This is a genomic window from Rhizobium sp. FY34 (assembly GCF_005222845.1).
Classification (GTDB): Bacteria; Pseudomonadota; Alphaproteobacteria; order Rhizobiales; family Rhizobiaceae; genus Neorhizobium.
Genome location: NZ_STFZ01000018.1, coordinates 124,678 through 143,397, shown reverse-complemented (window position 1 = coordinate 143,397; position 18,720 = coordinate 124,678). Strand labels below are relative to the sequence as shown.

The following is an 18,720-nucleotide window of genomic DNA, read 5'->3' as shown; positions in this document are numbered from 1 at the left end:
GCTTTTGATGGAGGTTTCAACGTGAGCGACCGTGCCGCCTTTTCCTGGGAAGATCCCTTCCTTCTCGATGACCAGTTGACCGAAGACGAGCGGATGATCCGCGATGCAGCCGCAGCCTTCGGCAAGGCCGAGCTTCTGCCGCGCATCCAGGAAGCCTATCTCAACGAAAGCACCGAGCCGGAACTCTTCCGCCTGATGGGCCAGACCGGCCTTCTCGGCGTAACCCTGCCGGAAGAATATGGCGCGGCCAACGCTTCTTACGTCGCTTACGGTCTGGTGGCCCGCGAAGTGGAGCGCATCGATAGCGGTTATCGCTCGATGATGAGCGTGCAGTCCTCGCTCGTCATCTACCCGATCTATGCCTATGGCTCGGACGAACAGAAGAAGAAATATCTGCCCGGCCTCGTTTCGGGCGAGCTGATCGGCTGTTTCGGCCTCACAGAACCGGATGCCGGTTCCGATCCCGGCGGCATGAAGACGCGCGCCGAAAAGATCGAGGGCGGCTACCGGTTGCGCGGCGCCAAGATGTGGATTTCCAATTCGCCGATCGCCGATGTCTTCGTCGTCTGGGCCAAATCGGAAGCGCATAACAACGAAATCCGTGGCTTCGTGCTGGAAAAGGGCATGAAGGGCCTCTCTGCCCCGAAGATCGGCGGCAAGCTGTCGCTGCGCGCCTCGATCACCGGCGAAATCGTCATGGATGGCGTGGAAGTTGGCGAAGATGCGATCCTGCCGAATGTATCAGGCCTGAAAGGTCCGTTCGGCTGCCTCAACCGCGCCCGCTACGGCATTTCCTGGGGCGTGATGGGTGCCGCCGAAGATTGCTGGTTGCGCGCCCGCCAATATGGTCTTGACCGCAAGCAATTCGGCAAACCGTTGGCCGGCACGCAGCTTTACCAGAAGAAGCTGGCCGATATGCAGACCGAGATTGCGCTTGGCCTTCAGGGTTCGTTGCGCGTCGGCCGTCTGATGGACGAGCACCGCATGGCGCCGGAAATGATTTCGATCATGAAGCGCAACAATTGCGGCAAGGCGCTCGATATCGCCCGCCAGGCCCGCGACATGCATGGCGGCAACGGCATCCAGATCGAATATCATGTCATGCGCCACGCGCAGAACCTCGAAACGGTCAATACCTACGAGGGCACGCATGACGTGCACGCGCTGATCCTTGGTCGCGCGCAGACCGGCATCCAGGCATTCTTCTGATCTGGGACGAGATTGCTGCATTGCAAAGTTGCGATGGACCGCCGCTTTCCCGGCGGTCCTTTTTTATTAGTCATACTTATTCCGGCAGGCGTTGAATGTCAGTGGCTTTTGTCCTAGGTGATGCAGGAACCTTCCCAGACAGGCCGCGTTTTTTCGCGGAGCCACCACGCCCATCCGCGACTGCAGACTTAAATTGAGGTCCCCATGCATAGCTATCCTGACGTAAAACTTTTCATTGCCGGCGAATGGCGCGATGCGCTTGGCGGCAAGACCATTCCGGTGGAAGATCCTGCCACCCAGGAAATCATCGGCCAGATCGCCCATGCCGAAAAGGCAGATCTCGACCTTGCGCTGGAAGCAGCCGACAAGGGTTTCAAGATCTGGCGCGATACGCCGGCTTTTGAACGCTCCAAGATCATGCGCAAGGCAGCCGATCTCGTGCGCCAGCGCATGGACTACATCGCCTGGCTGATGACGCGCGAACAGGGCAAGCCGATTGCCCAGTCGAAGGCCGAAATCAACAATGCCGCCGACACGATCGACTGGTTTGCCGAAGAATCGCGCCGCACCTATGGCCAAATCATTCCGGCCCGCTTCGGTGGCGTGTCCAACATGGCGATCAAGTTCCCGGTCGGCCCGGTCGCAGCCTTCACCCCGTGGAATTTCCCGATCAACCAGGTCGTGCGCAAGCTTTCCGCAGCGGTTGCCACCGGCTGCTCCATCATCGTCAAGGCGCCGGAAGAAACGCCCGCCTCGCCGGCTGAACTGATCCGCGCCTTTGCCGATGCCGGCATTCCGGCCGGCGTCGTCAACCTGGTCTATGGCGTACCGGCTGAAATCTCGGAATATCTCATTCCGCATCCGGTCATCCGCAAGATCTCGTTCACCGGCTCCACCCCGGTTGGCAAATATCTCTCGTCGCTTGCCGGCAAGCACATGAAGCGCGCCACGATGGAACTCGGCGGCCATGCACCGGTCGTCGTCTTCAACGATGCCGATCTCGACAAGGCCATCGAAGTGTCCGCCACGGCGAAATTCCGCAATGCCGGCCAGGTCTGCGTCGCTCCGACCCGCTTCCTCATCCAGGATGGCGTGGCCGACCAGTTCATCGACGGCATCGTGAAATATGCCGAGAGCCTGAAGATCGGCAATGGTCTGGAAGATGGCGTAACGATGGGTCCGCTTGCCAATGAGCGCCGCATCCCGGCCATGGAAGACATGATCCAGGACGCAGTTTCCAAGGGCGCGATCCTGAAGACCGGCGGCAAGCGCATCGGCAACAAGGGCCACTTCTTCGAACCGACGGTTCTCGTCGATGTGCCGACCTCGGCCAAGATGATGAACGAGGAGCCCTTCGGCCCGATCGCCATCGTCAACCGCTTCTCGACGCTGGAAGATGCGCTGGCTGAATCCAACCGCCTGCCGTTTGGCCTTGCCTCCTATGCCTTTACCGGTTCGGTCAAGACCGCCCATGCGCTGAGCCAGAAGCTGGAAGCCGGCATGCTGACCATCAACCACAATGGTCTGGCCATTCCGGAAGTGCCATTCGGCGGCATCAAGGATTCCGGCTACGGCACGGAAGGCGGCTCGGAAGCCGTTGAAGCTTATCTGGAAACCCGCTTCGTCAGCCAGATGAACTGAGCGGTTTGCTGGTTTGAAATAAAAAAGGCGTCGGGAAACCGGCGCCTTTTTGTTACGGCTTTGGGGAAAGAGTCCCCCTCTGGCTGCCGCCATCTCCCCCACAAGGGGGGAGATGGCGGCAGCCAGAGGGGGACTTCCCGACGACTTAACTCAGCGAAAACACTTTCGCGCGGCGCAGCGTTACAAAACCCGTCTCGCCGGCGCTCACATCGCATTCCGGTTCCACGTCAAATTCCAGCGCCTCGCCGGTTGAAGCCGTGGCGATGATCCGCCGCTCGCCGGGACGATCGAGCACGCGATCTACCGTTGCTGCAATTCCGGGCCCCGTCTTCGACCAATCAAGATCGCGCGGACGGGCAAAGATTTCCGCCGGGCCATCGACCACGCCCGGCGCGGCGGCAACATCGGCAGCGCCGATATAGGCGCGACCACCCCTCGCCTCGCCGGTCAGGCGATTGGCATCCCCGAGGAATTTCAAGACGAAGGCGTCCTTCGGATCGCGGCAGACCTCCTGCGGAGTTCCCTGCTGAACGATCTTACCCTCTTTCAGGATCACGACGCGATCGGCCAGATCCAGCGCCTCTTCCTGATCATGGGTGACGAAGATCGTCGTAATACCGAGTTCCTGGTGGATCTCGCGCAGCCAGCGGCGCAGGTCATGGCGCACATTGGCATCCAGCGCGCCGAAAGGCTCGTCCAGCAGCAGAACCTTGGGATCGACGGCAAGCGCGCGGGCCAGCGCCACGCGCTGGCGCTGGCCGCCGGAAATCTGGCCGGGAAAACGGTCGCCCAGCCCTTCCAGGCGCACGAGACGCAGAAGATCGGCAACGCGCCTGGCGATCTCGGCCTTGTCGCGCTTCACCTTCGACACCTTCATGCCAAAGCCAATATTCTCGGCCACCGTCATGTGCGGGAAGAGTGCATAATGCTGGAAGACGAAGCCGACGCCACGATCGCGCACGGGAATATCGGTGGCATCCTGATCGCCGAAATAGATATGGCCCTCATCGGCATATTCGAGCCCGGCCACCATACGCAGGATGGTCGTCTTGCCGGAACCGGAGGGGCCGAGCAGCGCCACCAGCTCTCCGCTGTCGATCTCCAGCGAAACGCCATGCACGGCGCGGAAGGTTTCAAAGGTCTTGATGACACTATCGAGGCGGATCTTCATGGGCGTATTCCCTGCGGCGCGGCAGCTGCGGTAACGGTCTCGGCAGTCTTCATGCGGCGCCCGGCGCCCTGCCGTTCCAGCGCCACCTTGGCGATGATGGTGAAGACGGCAATGACCGCCAGGATGGAGGCGGAGGCAAAAGCGCCGGTCGCCTGATAATCGTGGTAGAGAAGTTCGATATGCAGCGGCAGCGTATTGGTCTGGCCGCGAATATTGCCCGATACGATGGAGACCGCGCCGAACTCGCCCATCACGCGGGCATTGCACAGCACGACGCCATAGAGCAGCGCCCATTTCACATTGGGCAGCGTGACGGAAAAGAAGGTGCGCCAGCCAGACGCGCCAAGCGAGGTGGACGCCTCTTCCAGATCACGTCCCTGCGCCTGCATCAGCGGGATCAATTCGCGCGCCACAAACGGGGCCGTAACGAACATCGAGGCAATCACGATGCCCGGCAAGGCAAACAGGATCTTGACGTCATAGGCATCAAGCAGCGGGCCAAACAGTCCCTGCAGGCCATAGACGAAGAGATAGGCGACGCCGGCCACGATGGGCGAGACGGAAAACGGAATTTCGATGATCACCAGCAGCAGCCGCTTGCCGCGGAAATCGAACTTGGTGATCGCCCAGGCGGCAGCCACGCCGAAAATGGTGTTGAGTGGCACGGCAATCAGCGCCGTGGTGACGGTGAGCATGATCGCATGGCGCGTATCGGGATGGTTCAGCGTGCCAATATAGACCTGCCAGCCCTTGCTGAATGCCTCGACGCCGATGATGATCAGTGGCGCAAGGATCAGCAGCGCGCCGAGCACCAGAACGATGCCGATCAGGCTGCGGCGAAACAGCGGGTTGTCACCGACACGCGGCGGTTTTTTGCGGGATGTCGTCTGGCTCATGGTCTATCCCTTCACCGTATAGCGCAAGGCGCGCGCCTGAAGCCAATTGGTGACGGCCAGCATTGCGAAGGCCGTGATCAAAAGAACCGAGGCAATCGCGGCAGCTGCCTGGTAATCATATTCTTCAAGCCGGATGAAGACGAGGAGAGCGGTAATCTCCGTCGACATCGGCTGGTTTCCGGCAATGAAGATGATGGCGCCGAACTCCCCCAGCGAACGGGCAAAGGACAGCGAGGTGCCGGCCAGAAGTGCGGGCGTCAGAAGCGGCAGGATAACCTTGCGAAAGATCGTCCAGTCGGAACCACCCAGCGATTGCGCCGCCTCTTCAAAGGCTGGATCGAGATCCTCCAGCACCGGCTGCACCGTGCGAACGATAAACGGCAGGCTGGTGAAGCACATGGCGATCATGATGCCGAGCGGCGTATAGGCCACCTTGATACCGAGATCGGCCAGCACGGAACCGAACCAGCCATTGGCGGAAAACAAAGCCGTCAATGATATGCCGGCAACCGCTGTCGGCAGCGCAAACGGCAGGTCCACCATGGCATCGATCAGCCGGCGACCGGGAAACCGGTAGCGCGTCAGCACCCAGGCCAGCGCCACGCCGAAGAAGAGATTGAAGACGGTAGCCGCAAAGGCGGCCAGCACCGTCACGCGATAGCTTGCTACCGCGCGCGGCGATGAAACAATCGACCAATATTCCGATGGCCCGAGACTGGCCGCCTTCACCGCCAGCGCCGCAAGCGGCAGAACGACAATCAGGCCGACATAGAAAAGGGTGATCCCGAGCGACAGCCGCAAACCGGGCAGGACGTTGCGTTTCACCGATATAGTTCCCGTTGTTCATGGCAAAACCCGGCGGAGAGGCTCCGCCGGGTTTCATCGTTGAGATCCAAGTGTCGGTTAGCGGCTGCCGTACAGCTTGTCGAGGGTGGCACCAGAAGCAAAATACTCCTTCTGGATCTTGTCCCAGCCGCCAAACACGTCATCGACATTAACCAGGCGGATTTCGGGGAATTCTGCCTTGAATTCGCCGGCCACCTTTTCGTTGTGGACACGGTGGCCGAATTTTGCCGCCACGCGCTGGCCGTCTTCTGAATAGAGGAAATCGAGATAGGCCTTGGCCAGTTCGCGGCTGCCGCGCTTGTCGGCGACCTTGTCGACGATGGCGACCGGGAACTCGGCCAGAAGCGAGACGGACGGGATGACGCCCTCGACCTTGTCGGCACCGTACTGCTTGGCAATGCCGCGCGTTTCAGCCTCGAAGGTGATAAGCACGTCGCCAGTTTCGCGTTCGACAAAAGTGGTCGTGGCAGCGCGGCCTCCGGTGTCAAACACAGGCACATTGTCGAAAATCTTCTTCACGAAGGCTTCCACCTTCTCCTCGTCGCCGCCAAAGGCTTCCTTGGCATAGGCCGTGGCGGCCAGATAGGTATAGCGGGCATTGCCGGAGGTCTTCGGGTTGGGGAAGATCACCTTCACATCGTCGCGGGCCAGATCATTCCAGTCCTTGATGTTCTTCGGATTGCCGGCGCGCACCAGGAAGGACGGGAAGGAATAGAAGGGCGAAGCGCTGTTGGGGAAATCCTTCTGCCAGTCGGCTGAAACAAATCCCTGCTTCACCAGGAAGTCGATATCCGTCACCTGGTTGAAGGTCACGACATCGGCTTCCAGACCTTCAACAATGGCGCGGGCCTGCTTGGAGGTGCCGGCATGCGACTGGTCGATGGTGACGCCCGGATGGATCTTGAGGAACGCTTCGTTTTCCGCGGCGAACAATTCGCGCGCAACGTCATAGGAGGCGTTGAGGAGCTTGGTTGGCTGCTGGGCCAGCGCCGGTGCGGCAAGAAGGGCGGCGAATGCCGTGCCAAGAATGAGAAGGCGGTTCATGGAATACTCCGGTCCACTACGATTGACCGGAAACTATCCTTTGTCATGCCAGGGCGCGAGGAACCGCAGACCCGACGCGCTCACGGCAGAGGAAATTTCCACTCTTTGTCGGCGGCTTCGGCAACAGCCATTCCAAACACGGCCAAAAGCGATCCGGAAGGACAAGAAAGGCGGCGGGAAGCGACGGGGTAATCGCTTCCCGCCAGTCGCTCACTCAGCGGCGGTGGAAAGACTGAGCGACTTTGGATCCCGCGGCTGATCATCGTTTTCACCCGCGGAGGTGTTCTTCACCTTCGGCTCACGGCCGAAGAACAGGGCATAGCCGGCCGGCAGGACCAGAATGGTCAGCACGGTGCCCACCATGATGCCACCCATCATGGCATAGGCGAGCGGTCCCCAGAAAAGACCGCGCGAGATGGGAATGAGCGCCAGAACCGCCACCAGTGCGGTGAGCATGATCGGCCGGAAACGCCGCACGGCAGAGCCAATGATCGCTTCCTGACGCGGCATGCCCGAGGCGATATCCTGGTCGATCTGATCGACGAGAATGATCGAGTTGCGGATGATGATGCCGAGCAGCGCAATGACGCCGAGAATGGCGACAAAGCCGAAGGGTGCCCCGGTGATGAGAAGCGCTGCGGCTGCTCCGATAATACCGAGCGGACCTGTCGCCAACACCAGCATCGATTTGCCGAAATGCTGCAACTGGATCATCAGCAGCACGACGATGACGAACAGCATGACCGGTGCCTTGGCGGCAATAGAAATCTGGCTTTCCGCCGCATCTTCCGCGCCGCCCTGGATCTCGACCTTGTAGCCTGACGGCAGGGCGGACACGAGATCGTCCATGCCCTTGTACATCTTCAAGGCCAGGTCGTTCGGCTCCACGCCATCCGGCACTGTCGCCTTGACCGAAATGGTCGGCAGGCGGTCGCGGCGCCATTCGATGCCGTTTTCCTGGACCGGCACGACACGGGCGATCTGCGAGACCGGCACGAAAGTGCCGTTATCCGTCGGGATATAGACCGATTCCACCGCCGTCAGCAGGCTGCGCGTGGCTTCAGGCTCGCGGGCAACGATAGACACCGTCTCCTCGCCATCGCGGAACTGGTCGAGTTCGGCCCCACTCATCGCCGCATAGAGCATCTGGCGCACGCGCTGCGACGAGACGCCAAGTGCGCGGGCGCGGTCCTGGTCGATGACCAGTTTCATGCTCGTCACCGGCTCCAGCCAATCATCATGGATCGTGCCGAGCAGCGGGTTCTGGTGAAAACGCTCCTTCACCTGGTCCGCGATGAGGCGAACCTGCGCACGGTCAGGACCGGTCACGCGCATCTGTAAGGCCCAGCCGACCGGCGGCCCGAGGAACAGACGGTCGACCTTGCTGCGCACGGTGGGGAAGTCTTGCGCGAGAATCTTGCGCAGCTTGACGATCATCCGTTCACGTTCCTCCACGCCCTTGGACATCACGAGAAGCTGGGCGAAGTTCGGATTGCGCAATTGCTGGTCGAGCGGCAGGAAGAAGCGCGGCGCGCCTTCGCCGATGAAGGTGGCGATGAACGTCTTGTCCGGATCATCCATGATCTTGGCCTCAAGCGCCTTGGCCTGGCGCTCGACCTCCTCAATCGCAGTGCCTTCCGGCAGCCACATGTCGACCAGGATTTCCGGGCGTGAGGATTGCGGAAAGAAGCTTTGCGGAATGAACTGGAACGACCAGAGGCTGCCGAAGAAGGTGGCAACCGTCAGCATCAGCACGATCAGCCGATGACGCACCGACCAGGAGACCATGGCGCGCAGGCCGCGATAGAAGCGCGTATCATAGACATCGCGATGCGTGCCGGCATGTGCGCGCTGCTTCAGGATCATGTAGCCGAGCCAGGGCGTGAAATAGACCGCGACGAACCAGGAGGTCACGAGGGCGATGCCGACCACGTAAAACAGCGAGCGGACATATTCACCGGCCGTGGATTCGGCAAATCCGACCGGGATGAAGCCGGCCGTGGTGATCAGCGTGCCGGTCAGCATCGGAAAGGCGGTGGAGGAATAGGCGAAAGTGGCGGCATCGAGCTTCTCCAGCCCCTCCTCCAGCTTGCGCTCCATCATTTCCACGACGATCATCGCGTCATCCACCAGAAGGCCGAGTGCAATGATGAGAGCGCCGAGCGAGATGCGCTGCAGTTCAATGCCGATCTCGTACATGATGGCAAGCGTTGCCGCGAGCACCAGCGGAATGGTGATCGCAATCACGATGCCGGAGCGCCAGCCGATGGACAGCAGCGACACGACCAGCACGATGACCAGCGCTTCGAGCAAAGCTTGGGAGAATTCGCCGACTGCCTCATGCACCACTTCCGGCTGGTTGGAGATCTGCTCGACGGCAACGCCGACCGGCAGCGCATCTTCGAACCGCTTGTAGGTGGCCTCGACCCAGGTGCCGACATCCGTCACCTTGAAGCCGTTCTGCATCACCACGCCGACTTCCACAGCATCCTTGCCGTTGAAGCGGAACTTGCGATCATACGGTTCCACCAGGCCGCTGCTGACAGTGGCGATGTCGCCGAGGCGAAACACCTGGGCGCCGCTGCGAATACGCAATTCGCGAATATCTTCCGGCGTGCGCACGCCGCCCTCGACGGAGATGCGCACCGAACGGGTTGCCGTCTGGACGGTTCCGGCAGGATCGACAGTGTTCTGGCCGGCCAGCGCATTCTGGATATCGGTGAAGGTGAGATTGCGCTCGGCAAGCGTCTTCGACGACACGTCAATATAGATCTTCTCGTCCTGCGCACCAAGGATCGAGACCTTCTCGACGCCTTGCGTGGCCAGAAGCATGTCACGCGCCTGGATGGCGAAGTCCTTCAGTTCCGGATAGCTGTAGCCATCGCCGGTAATGGCGTGCAGCGTGATATAGGTATCGCCGAATTCATCGTTGAAATAGGGGCCAAGAAGGCCGCTCGGCAGATCCTGCTCGATATCGCCGATCTTCTTGCGCACCTGATAGAAGGCGTCCGCCACCTGGGCCGAGCTGGTATCGCCCTTGATCTGCAACGTCGTGATGGAGGAACCGGCGCGCGTATAGGATTTCACCCAGTCGAGATGCGGGGTTTCCTGCAGCTTGCGCTCGATCTTGTTGACCACCTGATCCTGCATGTCCTGGATCGAGGCGCCCGGCCACACGGCCTGCACGACCATGACGCGGAAGGTGAAATCGGGATCTTCCTTCTGGCCCATGTTCATGATGCCGAGGCCACCGATGATGATGATCAGGCCAAACAGAAAGCGGCCAATGCTCGGATGGGCAATGGCCCAGCGCGACAGGTTGAACGGCTGCTTGCCGGATGCGGGATCACGGGGGGACTGCATGGGAAGGTCCTGTCTTTGAAAGCGTTACGACTGGGCCGGAGGCGGTGTCGCCTCCTCCGCACTTTGCACGCCACCCTGATAGAGACGGACCTTCATATCCTCGCGCATGAACTGCGTGCCGGCGGCCACAACCAGATCGCCCATATCGAGCCCATGGCTGATGCGCACGCCATCTTCGGCAAAGCCGGAAACGGTGATCTCTCGCAGATGCACCGTCTGCGTATCGCGATCGACCAGCCAGACGATTGCCTTGCCGTCCTGCTTGGCAACGGCGCCAAGCGGCAGCACAAAAGCGGGATTTGCATCATCGGTCTTGGCGATCACCGTTGCCGTCATGCCGAGCAGTACACGCGGGTCGTCCGGCAGACTGACGCGCACCGCAAAGGTTCGCGACTGACGGTCGGCACTGCCGGCCACTTCGCGCACCGTGCCATCCATCGTCAGGCCGCTATTGGACCAGAAGCTTGCGGCCACAGTCTTGCCTGGCCGGAATTCGGCGATATCGCTTTCCGGAACGGCAATCTCGATTTCCTTGGCGCCATCGGCGGCCACGGTGACAACGGCAGACCCGGTAGCAACCACCTGACCGGCCTCGGCATTCGCAGCCGTGACGATACCATCGACATCGGATTTCAGCTCCGCATAGGCAACCTGGTTGCGAGCCTGTTCCAGCGCCGATACGGCCGCATCGCGCGATGAAACGGCCTGCTCATGGGCAAGCTGGCTCTGTTCGAGCGAGGATTGCGAGGCGGCGCTCTTTTCCTGAAGGATCTGCGCACGCTTGAGCGCCAGAAGGGTGATCTCCACCTGCTTTTGCGCAGACGCAAGCTCGGCTTCGGACTGGCGCTCGGAAAGTTCGTAATCGACGGGATCAAGCCGGGCCAGAAGGTCGCCTTGCTTCACCCGCTGCCCGACATCCACCAGCCGCTCAGTAATCTTGCCATTCACCCGAAAGCCAAGCGCAATCTCGTTGCGGGCTTTGACCGAGCCGGAATATTGCAGCACGCGGCCTTCATCGGGTGCGGCCACCTCGACGACCTTCACAGGCCGCACCACCGGCGCTTCCGCCTGTCTTTCCTCGGCGCAGCCGACAAGCGCGCCAAGCGAAACCGCGATGACGAGAGGCGTCCAGATGTGTCTCTGACTGTTGAACATGTCCAACCCCCTATGGAAATGGAAGGTTGCACGCCCCCAAGGCACGCATCCTTCAACCGTGTTCAGATAAGCGCGCGCAGAATGAAGGCGGCCAGATCTTCCGGCCCCGCTGTTTCGTCCTGCATCATATTTTTGGATACGAGTTGCGGATGGCAGGCCGAGGCACCGCATTGCATGAAGCACTCGGCGGCCAGCTTACTGTCCTGCTGGCGGAATTCACCGCCGGCAATGCCGTCTTCGATAACGCCACGCACAAGATTGTGGATCTCGACCAGATGCTCCTGGATGACCTGCCATTGCTGATCCATCGCGACCAGCACAATTTCATGGACCTTTTCCTCGTCAAGCATGGTCTCGACGGTAATGCGGTGTTGCAGAACGATATGCCGTTTGAGGCGTTCACTGGCAGTGCCCGGCCCCTTGGCATTGGCGGCCAGGGCCTCGTATTGCGCCTTCAGCATCCGTTTCGCGAGTGCCTGGTGAATTTCCGACTTGGACGCGAAGAAGCGGTAGATATTGGCAGACGACATCGACAGGTCGCGCGCAATATCGGCCACATTGGTCTTGGAATATCCGTAATGCCGGAAAAGGCGCTCCGCAGAATCGAGGATACGCTCCACGTTTTCGTAGCGGGTGGCCTCCACGGCTGCGGCAGAAATGTCAATCATGAAGGCTTCCAATTGAAGACTGACGAATTTTAAATTTCGTCAGTCATATCATTTCAGCCGGCTTAGTCAACCGGGACAGGCAAAAAGTGATCGCCTATACCGCGTTCCACACCATGACTATCGATCGGTCCCGAGCCGCAAAGAGCGCTGCGCAGAACTGCCCACACAGATCCCAGGTTTGGCCATTTTGAAGACACCACTCTCAGTCAAGCTAAAATAGCCGTGCACATCCTAACAAACCCATGCGCGATTTCCGAATTTTTACCACCGGAAGTATAAGAATATGCGTAAATCTCATTTTTCCATGCTAGGACCGCGATCGTCAGCAATTCGACCTGTGTTTTCCTGAACCTGCCGACCACAAGCCTGCAGCCGAACAACCGCAAGCCGAAGAAGACCTGATGAACCTCGACAGATCGCCATCCAAACGCTCGCTGACTGTCCTTGCAGTCGATGACGATGCCCTTGTGTTGATGAACACGACGCTGATGCTTGAGGAGCTCGGCCATACGGTCATCGAGGCCTATAATGGGCAGCAGGCTCTGGACATCGCGCAGGGCGGCAAGACGGTGGACTTGGTCATTACCGATCATTCCATGCCGAAGATGACCGGTGCCGAATTGGCGGCACGCCTAAGGCTTTCAAATCCCGGCCTGCCCGTCGTTCTGGCCACCGGCTATACGGAACTGCCCTCCGGCGAGGGCGCCGATCTTCCGCGTCTGCCCAAACCATTCACAGAGGCCCAGCTCCGCGACATTATCGCCCTCACCGTCACCGCGCGTTGAACAAACGGTATCCTTGCGGCGTTGTGGTTTAAGCACAGGCCAGGAGGATGAGACATGGTGTTCAAACCGCAGACTTTCCACGAGATCGAGCCGACCGTGGCGCATGTAATCCCGCCAGAGGCGACACTTGAGTCCGATGCCTCGGCAGCGCTGGCCATTGCCGGCGGACTGGACGCATCGGATGTTACAGCGACAGCCAAGGGAAAACAGATCACACTTGGCGGCACCGTCTTAAGACCGCAGGAAGTGATCCGCGCCGAGGAGGTCGTCCTGTCGGTGCCGGGCGTCGTCTCCGTCGTCAACAGGATAAGGGCAGAGAGCGCCCTGTGATGTCCATGTCCTAGAGATCGTGATGCACGGTCTGGCGAACCCAGCGGGCGGCGCAGATAGAGAAGGATGGCAGTCACCAGAAAGGCAATACCGGTGATGAGATAGTAAGCGCTGCCGCCCAGCATCAAAAGCTGGGTGCCGCCGCCGGCAAGCGCGATCCCCATCAGCGCAAAGAGGATCGCTGTGATCGTAACGGTCATATTGAAAATCCCAAGAATACGAGAGGCGACAAGCCATTTGAGCGCTGCCGCCCGGTTAACTTTCAGCCCTCGGGAAAATTCCGGCCCCTCTACCAGCCGCAAGGCTGCACCACATCGTCAGACCGGGATTGACCTGTTCATTCCTCGCCCAGTTCCTGCAGGATCTGATGGCGGGCGCGGTTTAGCCGGCTCTTCACGGTACCGACCGCACAATCGCAGATTTCTGCCGCCGCCTCATAGCTTTCACCCAGAATGGCAACCAGTGTCAGCACTTCGCGGTAATGGGGTGGCAGTCGGTAAAGCGCATGCTGCACCTCCTTGGCTCTCATTTGGATCTCCTGCGTGGCATCCATCGGACTGTCGCCCGACACGCATTCTTCCAGACCCGGCGCTTCACGACCCAGCACCTTGGCGCGGGTATAGAAGGTATTGCGCATGATGGTGAACAGCCAGGATTTCAGCTTGGTGCCCGGCTCGAACTTGTCGAGATTGCCCAGCGCCTTCATGAGCGTTTCCTGCACAAGGTCATCGGCGTCTGACGCATTGCGGCAAAAGGTTCGAGCGAAGGCGCGCAGGGCGGGTATGAGCTTGACGATATCTGCACGTGCAGGATCGCAGCTCCACTGTGTTTCGGACACCGTTGATAACCTCTCCAATGTCTGTGGGCTTATTCACGGTGGCAAACGTCAGCTGTCTGTATTTGGTTCCGCTTACAGATGCGATCGGCGGTTGGCGCAACACGCTGGGCAGCAGGGGAACCAATTCAGCGTCTTGCCCGTTCTCCAGCCAACGCAGAAGCAGTTGAGAAAGTGAAAGACCATGAGCATCATTGGCGCGCAGGTCATATCCGCGGGCGGCACCAACGCAGGCTATACCGTTGAATTCATCGCTGATGACGGTGACGTCATCTCCGTCAGCCTGCGCTCCGATGTTTCGGACGTCAACCGCACCAATGCCGTGGCCAGGGCCAAGGACTATCTGAGCCGTCTGGTGAACAATGATGAATTGCCAAATGAAATGATCGTAGCGGAGCACTTGAACGTTAGTCCAGCCGCTGCGGCAACCGCAGCATCGGCCGCAATGGATACGAAAACGCACCGTCAGGATATCGAGGACCAGCTGAACGAGGGGCTCGAAGACAGCTTCCCGGCCAGCGACCCGGTGTCTGCAACCATCACCTCCATTCCCGGCCGGGGCGACGGACGCGGCTAACCACACGTAACCCGCCTGACCAATATGACACGCCTGATTGCAGAACACGCGCTCAGGCGTGTCTTTGCGTGTTCTTCTCATTGACAAGCGGGACCCTTCTACGGTTGTCAGTAGTTTAGAATACAGGATGATACGGTCCTTCAGCCTGCGGCCTCGGATAGCGATGCAAAGGCAGGGTCTCCGGAGGTCAGAATGACGAAGAACATGGATGAAGAACATGGATAAAGAGACCGACAGTAAGGCCCTATTGGGAACGAGAGTCAGCGAAAAGGTTGCCGATCTCCTGACGGACATCGAGAAGGAGCCGGTTCCAGACGGGCTGCTCGCCCTTGCACAGCAGTTGCAGACGGCTCTGGGCGACAAACTCGACAAGCAGTCCGGCGAATAAGGCAAGGAGCAGCAAAGCCCTGCTGCCAAACGGCCCAATCCCTGTAGCATGTCCAGATGATGAAAAAACCCACGACCTGTGCCGTCGTGGGCTTTTCCGTATCGGCATTCCGGTTCCGTTCAATGTTACGGATGGCAGGCTGGCGGAACTAAGTTCGTCATCTCGCCGCTGACTTCCATGCGCCGGAAAACCGGCCGGCGCAGGGTCTGCACATCGCGGGCGGCCTGCGCGCGGGCAGCTTTCAAAGCCAGGTCATAGCAGGGATAAGATGCCGACGGCTGACCGTCGAGCACATAGATCCAGCCGCTGGAATGCGGAATGATATCGATGCATTTTTCCATGATCGGGTCCTCCTCACCCGCGCGCAGAACGCGGCAGGAAGACAAAGGTTCCGCGCAATGTGCAAAAAAATTTAGATCAGTCGGGATTGCTAGTGTGCCCCGCAACGCACAAAATCCGTCTGCGTCGGGAACCATGCGGTTGCCCTCGCGTTTGGGCGGTTGGCGAATGGAGAGGATGATGGCGGATTCGGAAGATTGGATCAGAAGTCGAGCCTACGAGCTGTGGGAACAGGACGGCCAACCGCACGGCAAGGATGCCGCGCATTGGGAACAGGCCCGACAGGAATATGAAAGCGGCATGGCAGACGCAAAAAGCGAGGGGCCGAAAAAGACCCCTGCCCGGCGCAAATCTGCGGCAGCAGCAGCCGCGGACAGCCAGCCTGTGAGCGAAGCGGTTGCTGCGCCAAAGGCCAAGGCAAAGCCGGCACCCAAAGTTGCGCCGCCCTCTGCGGTCAAGAAACGCACGCCCAAGCCCGCGTCATAAACGGGCCCACCCGGCATAGCCATCAGGACAATCACGACCGTCGCGGAGGTCTGCGCGGCGGCAAGGGCCTTTTTGTGCTTTCTGGATGTGGCATATGACTGCAACGCAAATCGACCGCCCGAGGGCGAACATTGCAGTTCAAAGTGAAAGACACGCTCAGCCTCGGCGGAACACTGCAAGGCTGCGGCCTTCCAGCTCGAAATCTTCCTCCTGGTCGATTTCCTGACCGCGCAGCGTCGAATCGGCGGTGGTCAGTTCGAGGATCCAGCGGCCCTTGTTAAGCGGTGGGATCTTGAACGGCACGGTGCCTTCAAACGGGTTGAACAGCAAAAGCGCATCCGACCAGATACCTGGCTGACCTTCGAGGTCCCGGCGACCGAGATGCAGGCCAAGCGTGCTACCCTCCAGCCAATGATCCGGCTGCTGGTAACCGCCGCCCGCATTGAACCAGTTCACTTCCATGCCATCGCGCCAGCTTTCCCGCCGGAAGATCGGCTGCTTGTGGCGAAGGGCAATCACATGACGGGTGAAGGTGCGCAGCGCCTCATTGGTTTCCGGCAAGCCTTCCCACTGAACCCAGGAGATTTCGCTGTCCTGGCAATAGCCATTGTTATTGCCCATCTGGCTGCGCCCGAACTCGTCACCGGCCAGCAGCATCGGCGTGCCATGCGAGAGAAACAGGGTGGCGAGAAAATTGCGCTTCTGCCGCTCGCGCACCGCATTGATGCCTTCGTCACCCGTCGGGCCTTCGGCACCGTAATTATAGCTGCGGTTGTCGTTATGGCCGTCGTTATTGTCCTCGCCATTCGCCTCGTTGTGCTTCTCGTTGTAGGACACCATGTCGTTCAGCGTGAAACCGTCATGGGCGGCAAGGAAGTTGACGCTCGACCAGGGGCGACGACCGCGAAGATCGTAGATATCACCGGAGCCGAGCAGGCGTGCGGCAAAATCCGGTGCCGTGTTCTGGTCGCCCTTCCAATATTCGCGCGTCGTATCGCGGTACTTGTCGTTCCATTCGGCCCAGCCCGGTGGAAAGCCGCCAACCTGATAGCCGCCCGGACCGATATCCCAGGGCTCGCCGATCAGCTTGACCTTGGAGAGCGTCGGGCACTGGGTGATGGCATCGAAAAAACCGCCGCGCTCGTCAAAGCCTGCCGGCTCGCGGCCGAGAATGGTACCCAGATCAAAGCGGAACCCGTCGACATGCATGTGGTCAACCCAATAGCGCAGCGAATCCATCACCATCTGCAAGACGCGCGGATGCGAGGTGTTGACCGTGTTTCCGGTGCCGGTATCGTTCACATAGTAGCGATGATTATCGGCAAGCGTGCGGTAATAAGAAAAGTTGTCGATGCCCTTCAGCGACAGCGTCGGCCCAAGCTCGTTGCCTTCCGCCGTATGGTTGTAGACCACATCGAGGATCACCTCGATATTGGCGTCATGGAAGGCGCGCACCATGTCGCGAAAGCCCTGCAGGCCGGCCGGGCCATAATAGCGCGATGCCGGCGCAAAGAAGCCGATCGTGTTGTAGCCCCAGAAATTGTGCAGCCCCTTGTCCAGGAGGTGCTGGTCATCGGGAAACTCGTGCACGGGCATCAACTCGACGGAGGTGATGCCGAGGCTCTTGATGTAATCGACCGTTGCCTTGTGGCCCATGCCTTCGAATGTGCCGCGCTGGTTTTCCGGAATTCTCGGATTGAGCATGGTGAACCCCTTAACGTGGGTCTCGTAGACAATAGTGGCAGGCCAGGGAATGTTCGGGCGGCTGTCGCCGGTCCAGTCGAAGGCGAAGGGATCGATCACCCGGCATTTTGGCGTATAGGGCGCGCTGTCGCGCTCGTCGAAGGTCAGGTCCTTGTCTTCATGCAGAAGATCATAGGCGAAATGCGCATCGTTCCAGTCGAAAGCGCCGACCAGTTCGCGCGCATAAGGGTCGATCAGCAGTTTGTTGGCATTGAAGCGGTGGCCGTTTTCGGGATCGAACGGGCCATGCACGCGGTAGGCATAAAGCTGGCCGGGTTTCACGCCCGGCAAATAGCCGTGCCAGACCTCGTGGGTATATTCCGGCAACTCGATCCGCGCGATTTCCGTCTTGCCCGCCGGATCGAAAAGGCAGACTTCTACCCGATCCGCATGGGCTGAGAAAATGGCGAAGTTGGTGCCCTGCCCGTCAAAATTGGCGCCGAGTTCCAGCCAGGACCCCACTTCCACGGCAAAATTGTGTGATTGTGTATCCATGCAGCACCTTGTTGTCACTGTGTTCCAACAAAGCGCAATGCCGCCATTCGTTCCGCACCGCCGATGCCTTTTCACGTCGGGCCGCACCGAAATGATGGAAAAAAGCTGCGGGAAACACCTGCCACCCATGGTCGTGTCCGGTTTTGCGGCTTATAAAAAATTTTGCATTAAATATTTTTGATGTGTTCAGTAACATTTTCCCCTTTTGCAACGTTTGAATGTGGGCAGTGCGCCCTAACTCATTGCGCACGATTGAAGCGAGGAAAACGATATGACGGTCATGTCCGCCGAAGAAATGGAAGGTCGGCTGAACGCCCATCGGGAATTGATGATTGACTTCATCGCGGCACTTCTGGGCGGCGAAGAAAGCCTCCAGAGTTTCACCAGCCGACTTGCGGAAGATGCAAGCTTCAAGGACCATGAAGAGGATCCAGGCGTGGTTCCGGGGCCCGGTCTCATCACCCAGACCAGCGCCGCCAGTGAGATCCGCTCGATCATGGACGCGGCGCGTGCAAGGGCCCAGGCCAGACAGCGGAAATATTGAGACGCGGAAATTCTGTCGCATAGACCATGGCGGGAGCATTTTGCTGCTCCCGCCGCCTGGCGAAGCACCTCTTCCCCAATCATCACAACACAATCCCGGTCGACCGGTCAGCCAATGTCAGTCTCAGTCTTCATGTCCGCAGCGGAGCAACATCTGCCGACGGAACCATGTGCGACGCAGCGGGTTAACCCTCGAGTGGAGGAAC

General features: G+C 59.7%; 18 protein-coding genes. 8 read left to right on the top strand and 10 right to left on the bottom strand.

The window, feature by feature from the left end; translation table 11 throughout:
* Positions 1-21: 21 nt before the first annotated feature.
* Positions 22-1,209, top strand: a complete 1,188-nt coding sequence (locus E8M77_RS14900) for an acyl-CoA dehydrogenase (protein ID WP_137131426.1) — start codon at positions 22-24, stop codon at positions 1,207-1,209.
* Between the two features lie 204 nt (positions 1,210-1,413).
* Positions 1,414-2,850, top strand: a complete 1,437-nt coding sequence (locus tag E8M77_RS14895; protein WP_137131425.1) for an NAD-dependent succinate-semialdehyde dehydrogenase — start codon at positions 1,414-1,416, stop codon at positions 2,848-2,850.
* A 145-nt stretch (positions 2,851-2,995) separates the two neighbouring features.
* On the opposite strand, the gene E8M77_RS14890 is transcribed toward E8M77_RS14895, so the two are convergent.
* The 7 genes from E8M77_RS14890 to E8M77_RS14860 all read right to left on the bottom strand — a co-directional run bounded on the left by E8M77_RS14890 (position 2,996) and on the right by E8M77_RS14860 (position 11,993).
* Positions 2,996-4,021 (bottom strand): sulfate/molybdate ABC transporter ATP-binding protein, encoded by a 1,026-nt coding sequence (locus tag E8M77_RS14890; RefSeq protein ID WP_137131424.1) that lies wholly within the window; start codon positions 4,019-4,021, stop codon positions 2,996-2,998.
* Complete coding sequence (gene cysW / locus E8M77_RS14885; protein ID WP_137131423.1) at positions 4,018-4,917, bottom strand: sulfate ABC transporter permease subunit CysW; 900 nt, start codon at positions 4,915-4,917, stop codon at positions 4,018-4,020. Before cysW ends, E8M77_RS14890 begins: the two co-directional genes overlap by 4 nt.
* Before the next feature lie 3 nt (positions 4,918-4,920).
* Positions 4,921-5,742: a sulfate ABC transporter permease subunit CysT gene (cysT, locus tag E8M77_RS14880; RefSeq protein WP_137131422.1), complete on the bottom strand. Its 822-nt coding sequence runs from the start codon at positions 5,740-5,742 to the stop codon at positions 4,921-4,923.
* Between the two features lie 78 nt (positions 5,743-5,820).
* Positions 5,821-6,807, bottom strand: coding sequence for a thiosulfate ABC transporter substrate-binding protein CysP (cysP, locus tag E8M77_RS14875; protein WP_137131421.1), 987 nt, complete (start codon positions 6,805-6,807; stop codon positions 5,821-5,823).
* A 210-nt stretch (positions 6,808-7,017) separates the two neighbouring features.
* Positions 7,018-10,170: an efflux RND transporter permease subunit gene (locus E8M77_RS14870; RefSeq protein ID WP_137131420.1), complete on the bottom strand. Its 3,153-nt coding sequence runs from the start codon at positions 10,168-10,170 to the stop codon at positions 7,018-7,020.
* A gap of 24 nt (positions 10,171-10,194) precedes the next feature.
* On the bottom strand, positions 10,195-11,325 hold the full coding sequence (locus tag E8M77_RS14865) for an efflux RND transporter periplasmic adaptor subunit (protein WP_137131419.1): 1,131 nt from the start codon (positions 11,323-11,325) through the stop codon (positions 10,195-10,197).
* A 62-nt stretch (positions 11,326-11,387) separates the two neighbouring features.
* Entirely contained in the window at positions 11,388-11,993 is a 606-nt protein-coding gene (locus tag E8M77_RS14860) for a TetR family transcriptional regulator (protein ID WP_137131418.1), read from the bottom strand.
* A 401-nt stretch (positions 11,994-12,394) separates the two neighbouring features.
* Here E8M77_RS14860 and E8M77_RS14855 point away from each other — a divergent pair, with 401 nt between their 5' ends.
* Together E8M77_RS14855 and E8M77_RS14850 are read left to right on the top strand one after the other, a co-directional pair.
* Positions 12,395-12,778, top strand: a complete 384-nt coding sequence (locus tag E8M77_RS14855) for a response regulator (protein ID WP_137131417.1) — start codon at positions 12,395-12,397, stop codon at positions 12,776-12,778.
* Between the two features lie 54 nt (positions 12,779-12,832).
* The gene (locus tag E8M77_RS14850; protein ID WP_137131416.1) at positions 12,833-13,108 is read left to right on the top strand and encodes a BON domain-containing protein; all 276 of its coding nucleotides are present in this window, start codon (positions 12,833-12,835) and stop codon (positions 13,106-13,108) included.
* 337 nt (positions 13,109-13,445) lie between these two features.
* Here the strand turns inward: E8M77_RS14850 and E8M77_RS14845 are convergent, their stop codons facing one another.
* Complete coding sequence (locus tag E8M77_RS14845; protein ID WP_137131415.1) at positions 13,446-13,946, bottom strand: sigma-70 family RNA polymerase sigma factor; 501 nt, start codon at positions 13,944-13,946, stop codon at positions 13,446-13,448.
* A 181-nt stretch (positions 13,947-14,127) separates the two neighbouring features.
* Here E8M77_RS14845 and E8M77_RS14840 point away from each other — a divergent pair, with 181 nt between their 5' ends.
* Both E8M77_RS14840 and E8M77_RS23910 read left to right on the top strand, forming a co-directional pair.
* Positions 14,128-14,520, top strand: coding sequence for a hypothetical protein (locus tag E8M77_RS14840; RefSeq protein WP_137131414.1), 393 nt, complete (start codon positions 14,128-14,130; stop codon positions 14,518-14,520).
* 217 nt (positions 14,521-14,737) lie between these two features.
* Positions 14,738-14,908 carry a hypothetical protein gene (locus tag E8M77_RS23910; protein ID WP_170975890.1) on the top strand — a complete coding sequence of 57 codons (171 nt, stop codon included), beginning with the start codon at positions 14,738-14,740 and terminating at the stop codon, positions 14,906-14,908.
* 125 nt (positions 14,909-15,033) lie between these two features.
* Here the strand turns inward: E8M77_RS23910 and E8M77_RS14835 are convergent, their stop codons facing one another.
* A complete protein-coding gene (locus E8M77_RS14835; RefSeq protein WP_137131413.1) occupies positions 15,034-15,249 on the bottom strand; it encodes a hypothetical protein in 216 nt (71 codons plus the stop codon).
* On the opposite strand from E8M77_RS14835, the gene E8M77_RS24245 reads away from it, so the two are divergent.
* The gene (locus E8M77_RS24245; RefSeq protein ID WP_246659274.1) at positions 15,236-15,733 is read left to right on the top strand and encodes a DUF2934 domain-containing protein; all 498 of its coding nucleotides are present in this window, start codon (positions 15,236-15,238) and stop codon (positions 15,731-15,733) included. The two genes, E8M77_RS14835 and E8M77_RS24245, sit on opposite strands and share 14 nt — an antisense overlap.
* A 156-nt stretch (positions 15,734-15,889) precedes the next feature.
* Here E8M77_RS24245 and glgX read toward each other — a convergent pair whose 3' ends face one another.
* Positions 15,890-17,971, bottom strand: coding sequence for a glycogen debranching protein GlgX (gene glgX / locus E8M77_RS14825; RefSeq protein ID WP_137131412.1), 2,082 nt, complete (start codon positions 17,969-17,971; stop codon positions 15,890-15,892).
* 271 nt (positions 17,972-18,242) lie between these two features.
* On the opposite strand from glgX, the gene E8M77_RS14820 reads away from it, so the two are divergent.
* The gene (locus E8M77_RS14820; protein WP_137131411.1) at positions 18,243-18,515 is read left to right on the top strand and encodes a hypothetical protein; all 273 of its coding nucleotides are present in this window, start codon (positions 18,243-18,245) and stop codon (positions 18,513-18,515) included.
* Positions 18,516-18,720: the final 205 nt, after the last annotated feature.

Excerpts from the sequence above, each read along its gene's own strand:
- E8M77_RS14855 (WP_137131417.1), top strand. The coding sequence starts at position 12,395 with ATGAACCTCGACAGATCGCCATCCAAACGCTCGCTGACTGTCCTTGCA.
- E8M77_RS14870 (WP_137131420.1), bottom strand. The coding sequence starts at position 10,170 with ATGCAGTCCCCCCGTGATCCCGCATCCGGCAAGCAGCCGTTCAACCTG.
- E8M77_RS14865 (WP_137131419.1), bottom strand. The coding sequence starts at position 11,325 with ATGTTCAACAGTCAGAGACACATCTGGACGCCTCTCGTCATCGCGGTT.
- E8M77_RS23910 (WP_170975890.1), top strand. The coding sequence starts at position 14,738 with ATGGATAAAGAGACCGACAGTAAGGCCCTATTGGGAACGAGAGTCAGC.
- cysP (WP_137131421.1), bottom strand. The coding sequence starts at position 6,807 with ATGAACCGCCTTCTCATTCTTGGCACGGCATTCGCCGCCCTTCTTGCC.
- E8M77_RS14820 (WP_137131411.1), top strand. The coding sequence starts at position 18,243 with ATGACGGTCATGTCCGCCGAAGAAATGGAAGGTCGGCTGAACGCCCAT.
- glgX (WP_137131412.1), bottom strand. The coding sequence starts at position 17,971 with ATGGATACACAATCACACAATTTTGCCGTGGAAGTGGGGTCCTGGCTG.
- E8M77_RS24245 (WP_246659274.1), top strand. The coding sequence starts at position 15,236 with ATGCATTTTTCCATGATCGGGTCCTCCTCACCCGCGCGCAGAACGCGG.
- E8M77_RS14850 (WP_137131416.1), top strand. The coding sequence starts at position 12,833 with ATGGTGTTCAAACCGCAGACTTTCCACGAGATCGAGCCGACCGTGGCG.
- E8M77_RS14835 (WP_137131413.1), bottom strand. The coding sequence starts at position 15,249 with ATGGAAAAATGCATCGATATCATTCCGCATTCCAGCGGCTGGATCTAT.
- E8M77_RS14895 (WP_137131425.1), top strand. The coding sequence starts at position 1,414 with ATGCATAGCTATCCTGACGTAAAACTTTTCATTGCCGGCGAATGGCGC.
- E8M77_RS14840 (WP_137131414.1), top strand. The coding sequence starts at position 14,128 with ATGAGCATCATTGGCGCGCAGGTCATATCCGCGGGCGGCACCAACGCA.
- cysW (WP_137131423.1), bottom strand. The coding sequence starts at position 4,917 with ATGAGCCAGACGACATCCCGCAAAAAACCGCCGCGTGTCGGTGACAAC.
- E8M77_RS14860 (WP_137131418.1), bottom strand. The coding sequence starts at position 11,993 with ATGATTGACATTTCTGCCGCAGCCGTGGAGGCCACCCGCTACGAAAAC.
- E8M77_RS14890 (WP_137131424.1), bottom strand. The coding sequence starts at position 4,021 with ATGAAGATCCGCCTCGATAGTGTCATCAAGACCTTTGAAACCTTCCGC.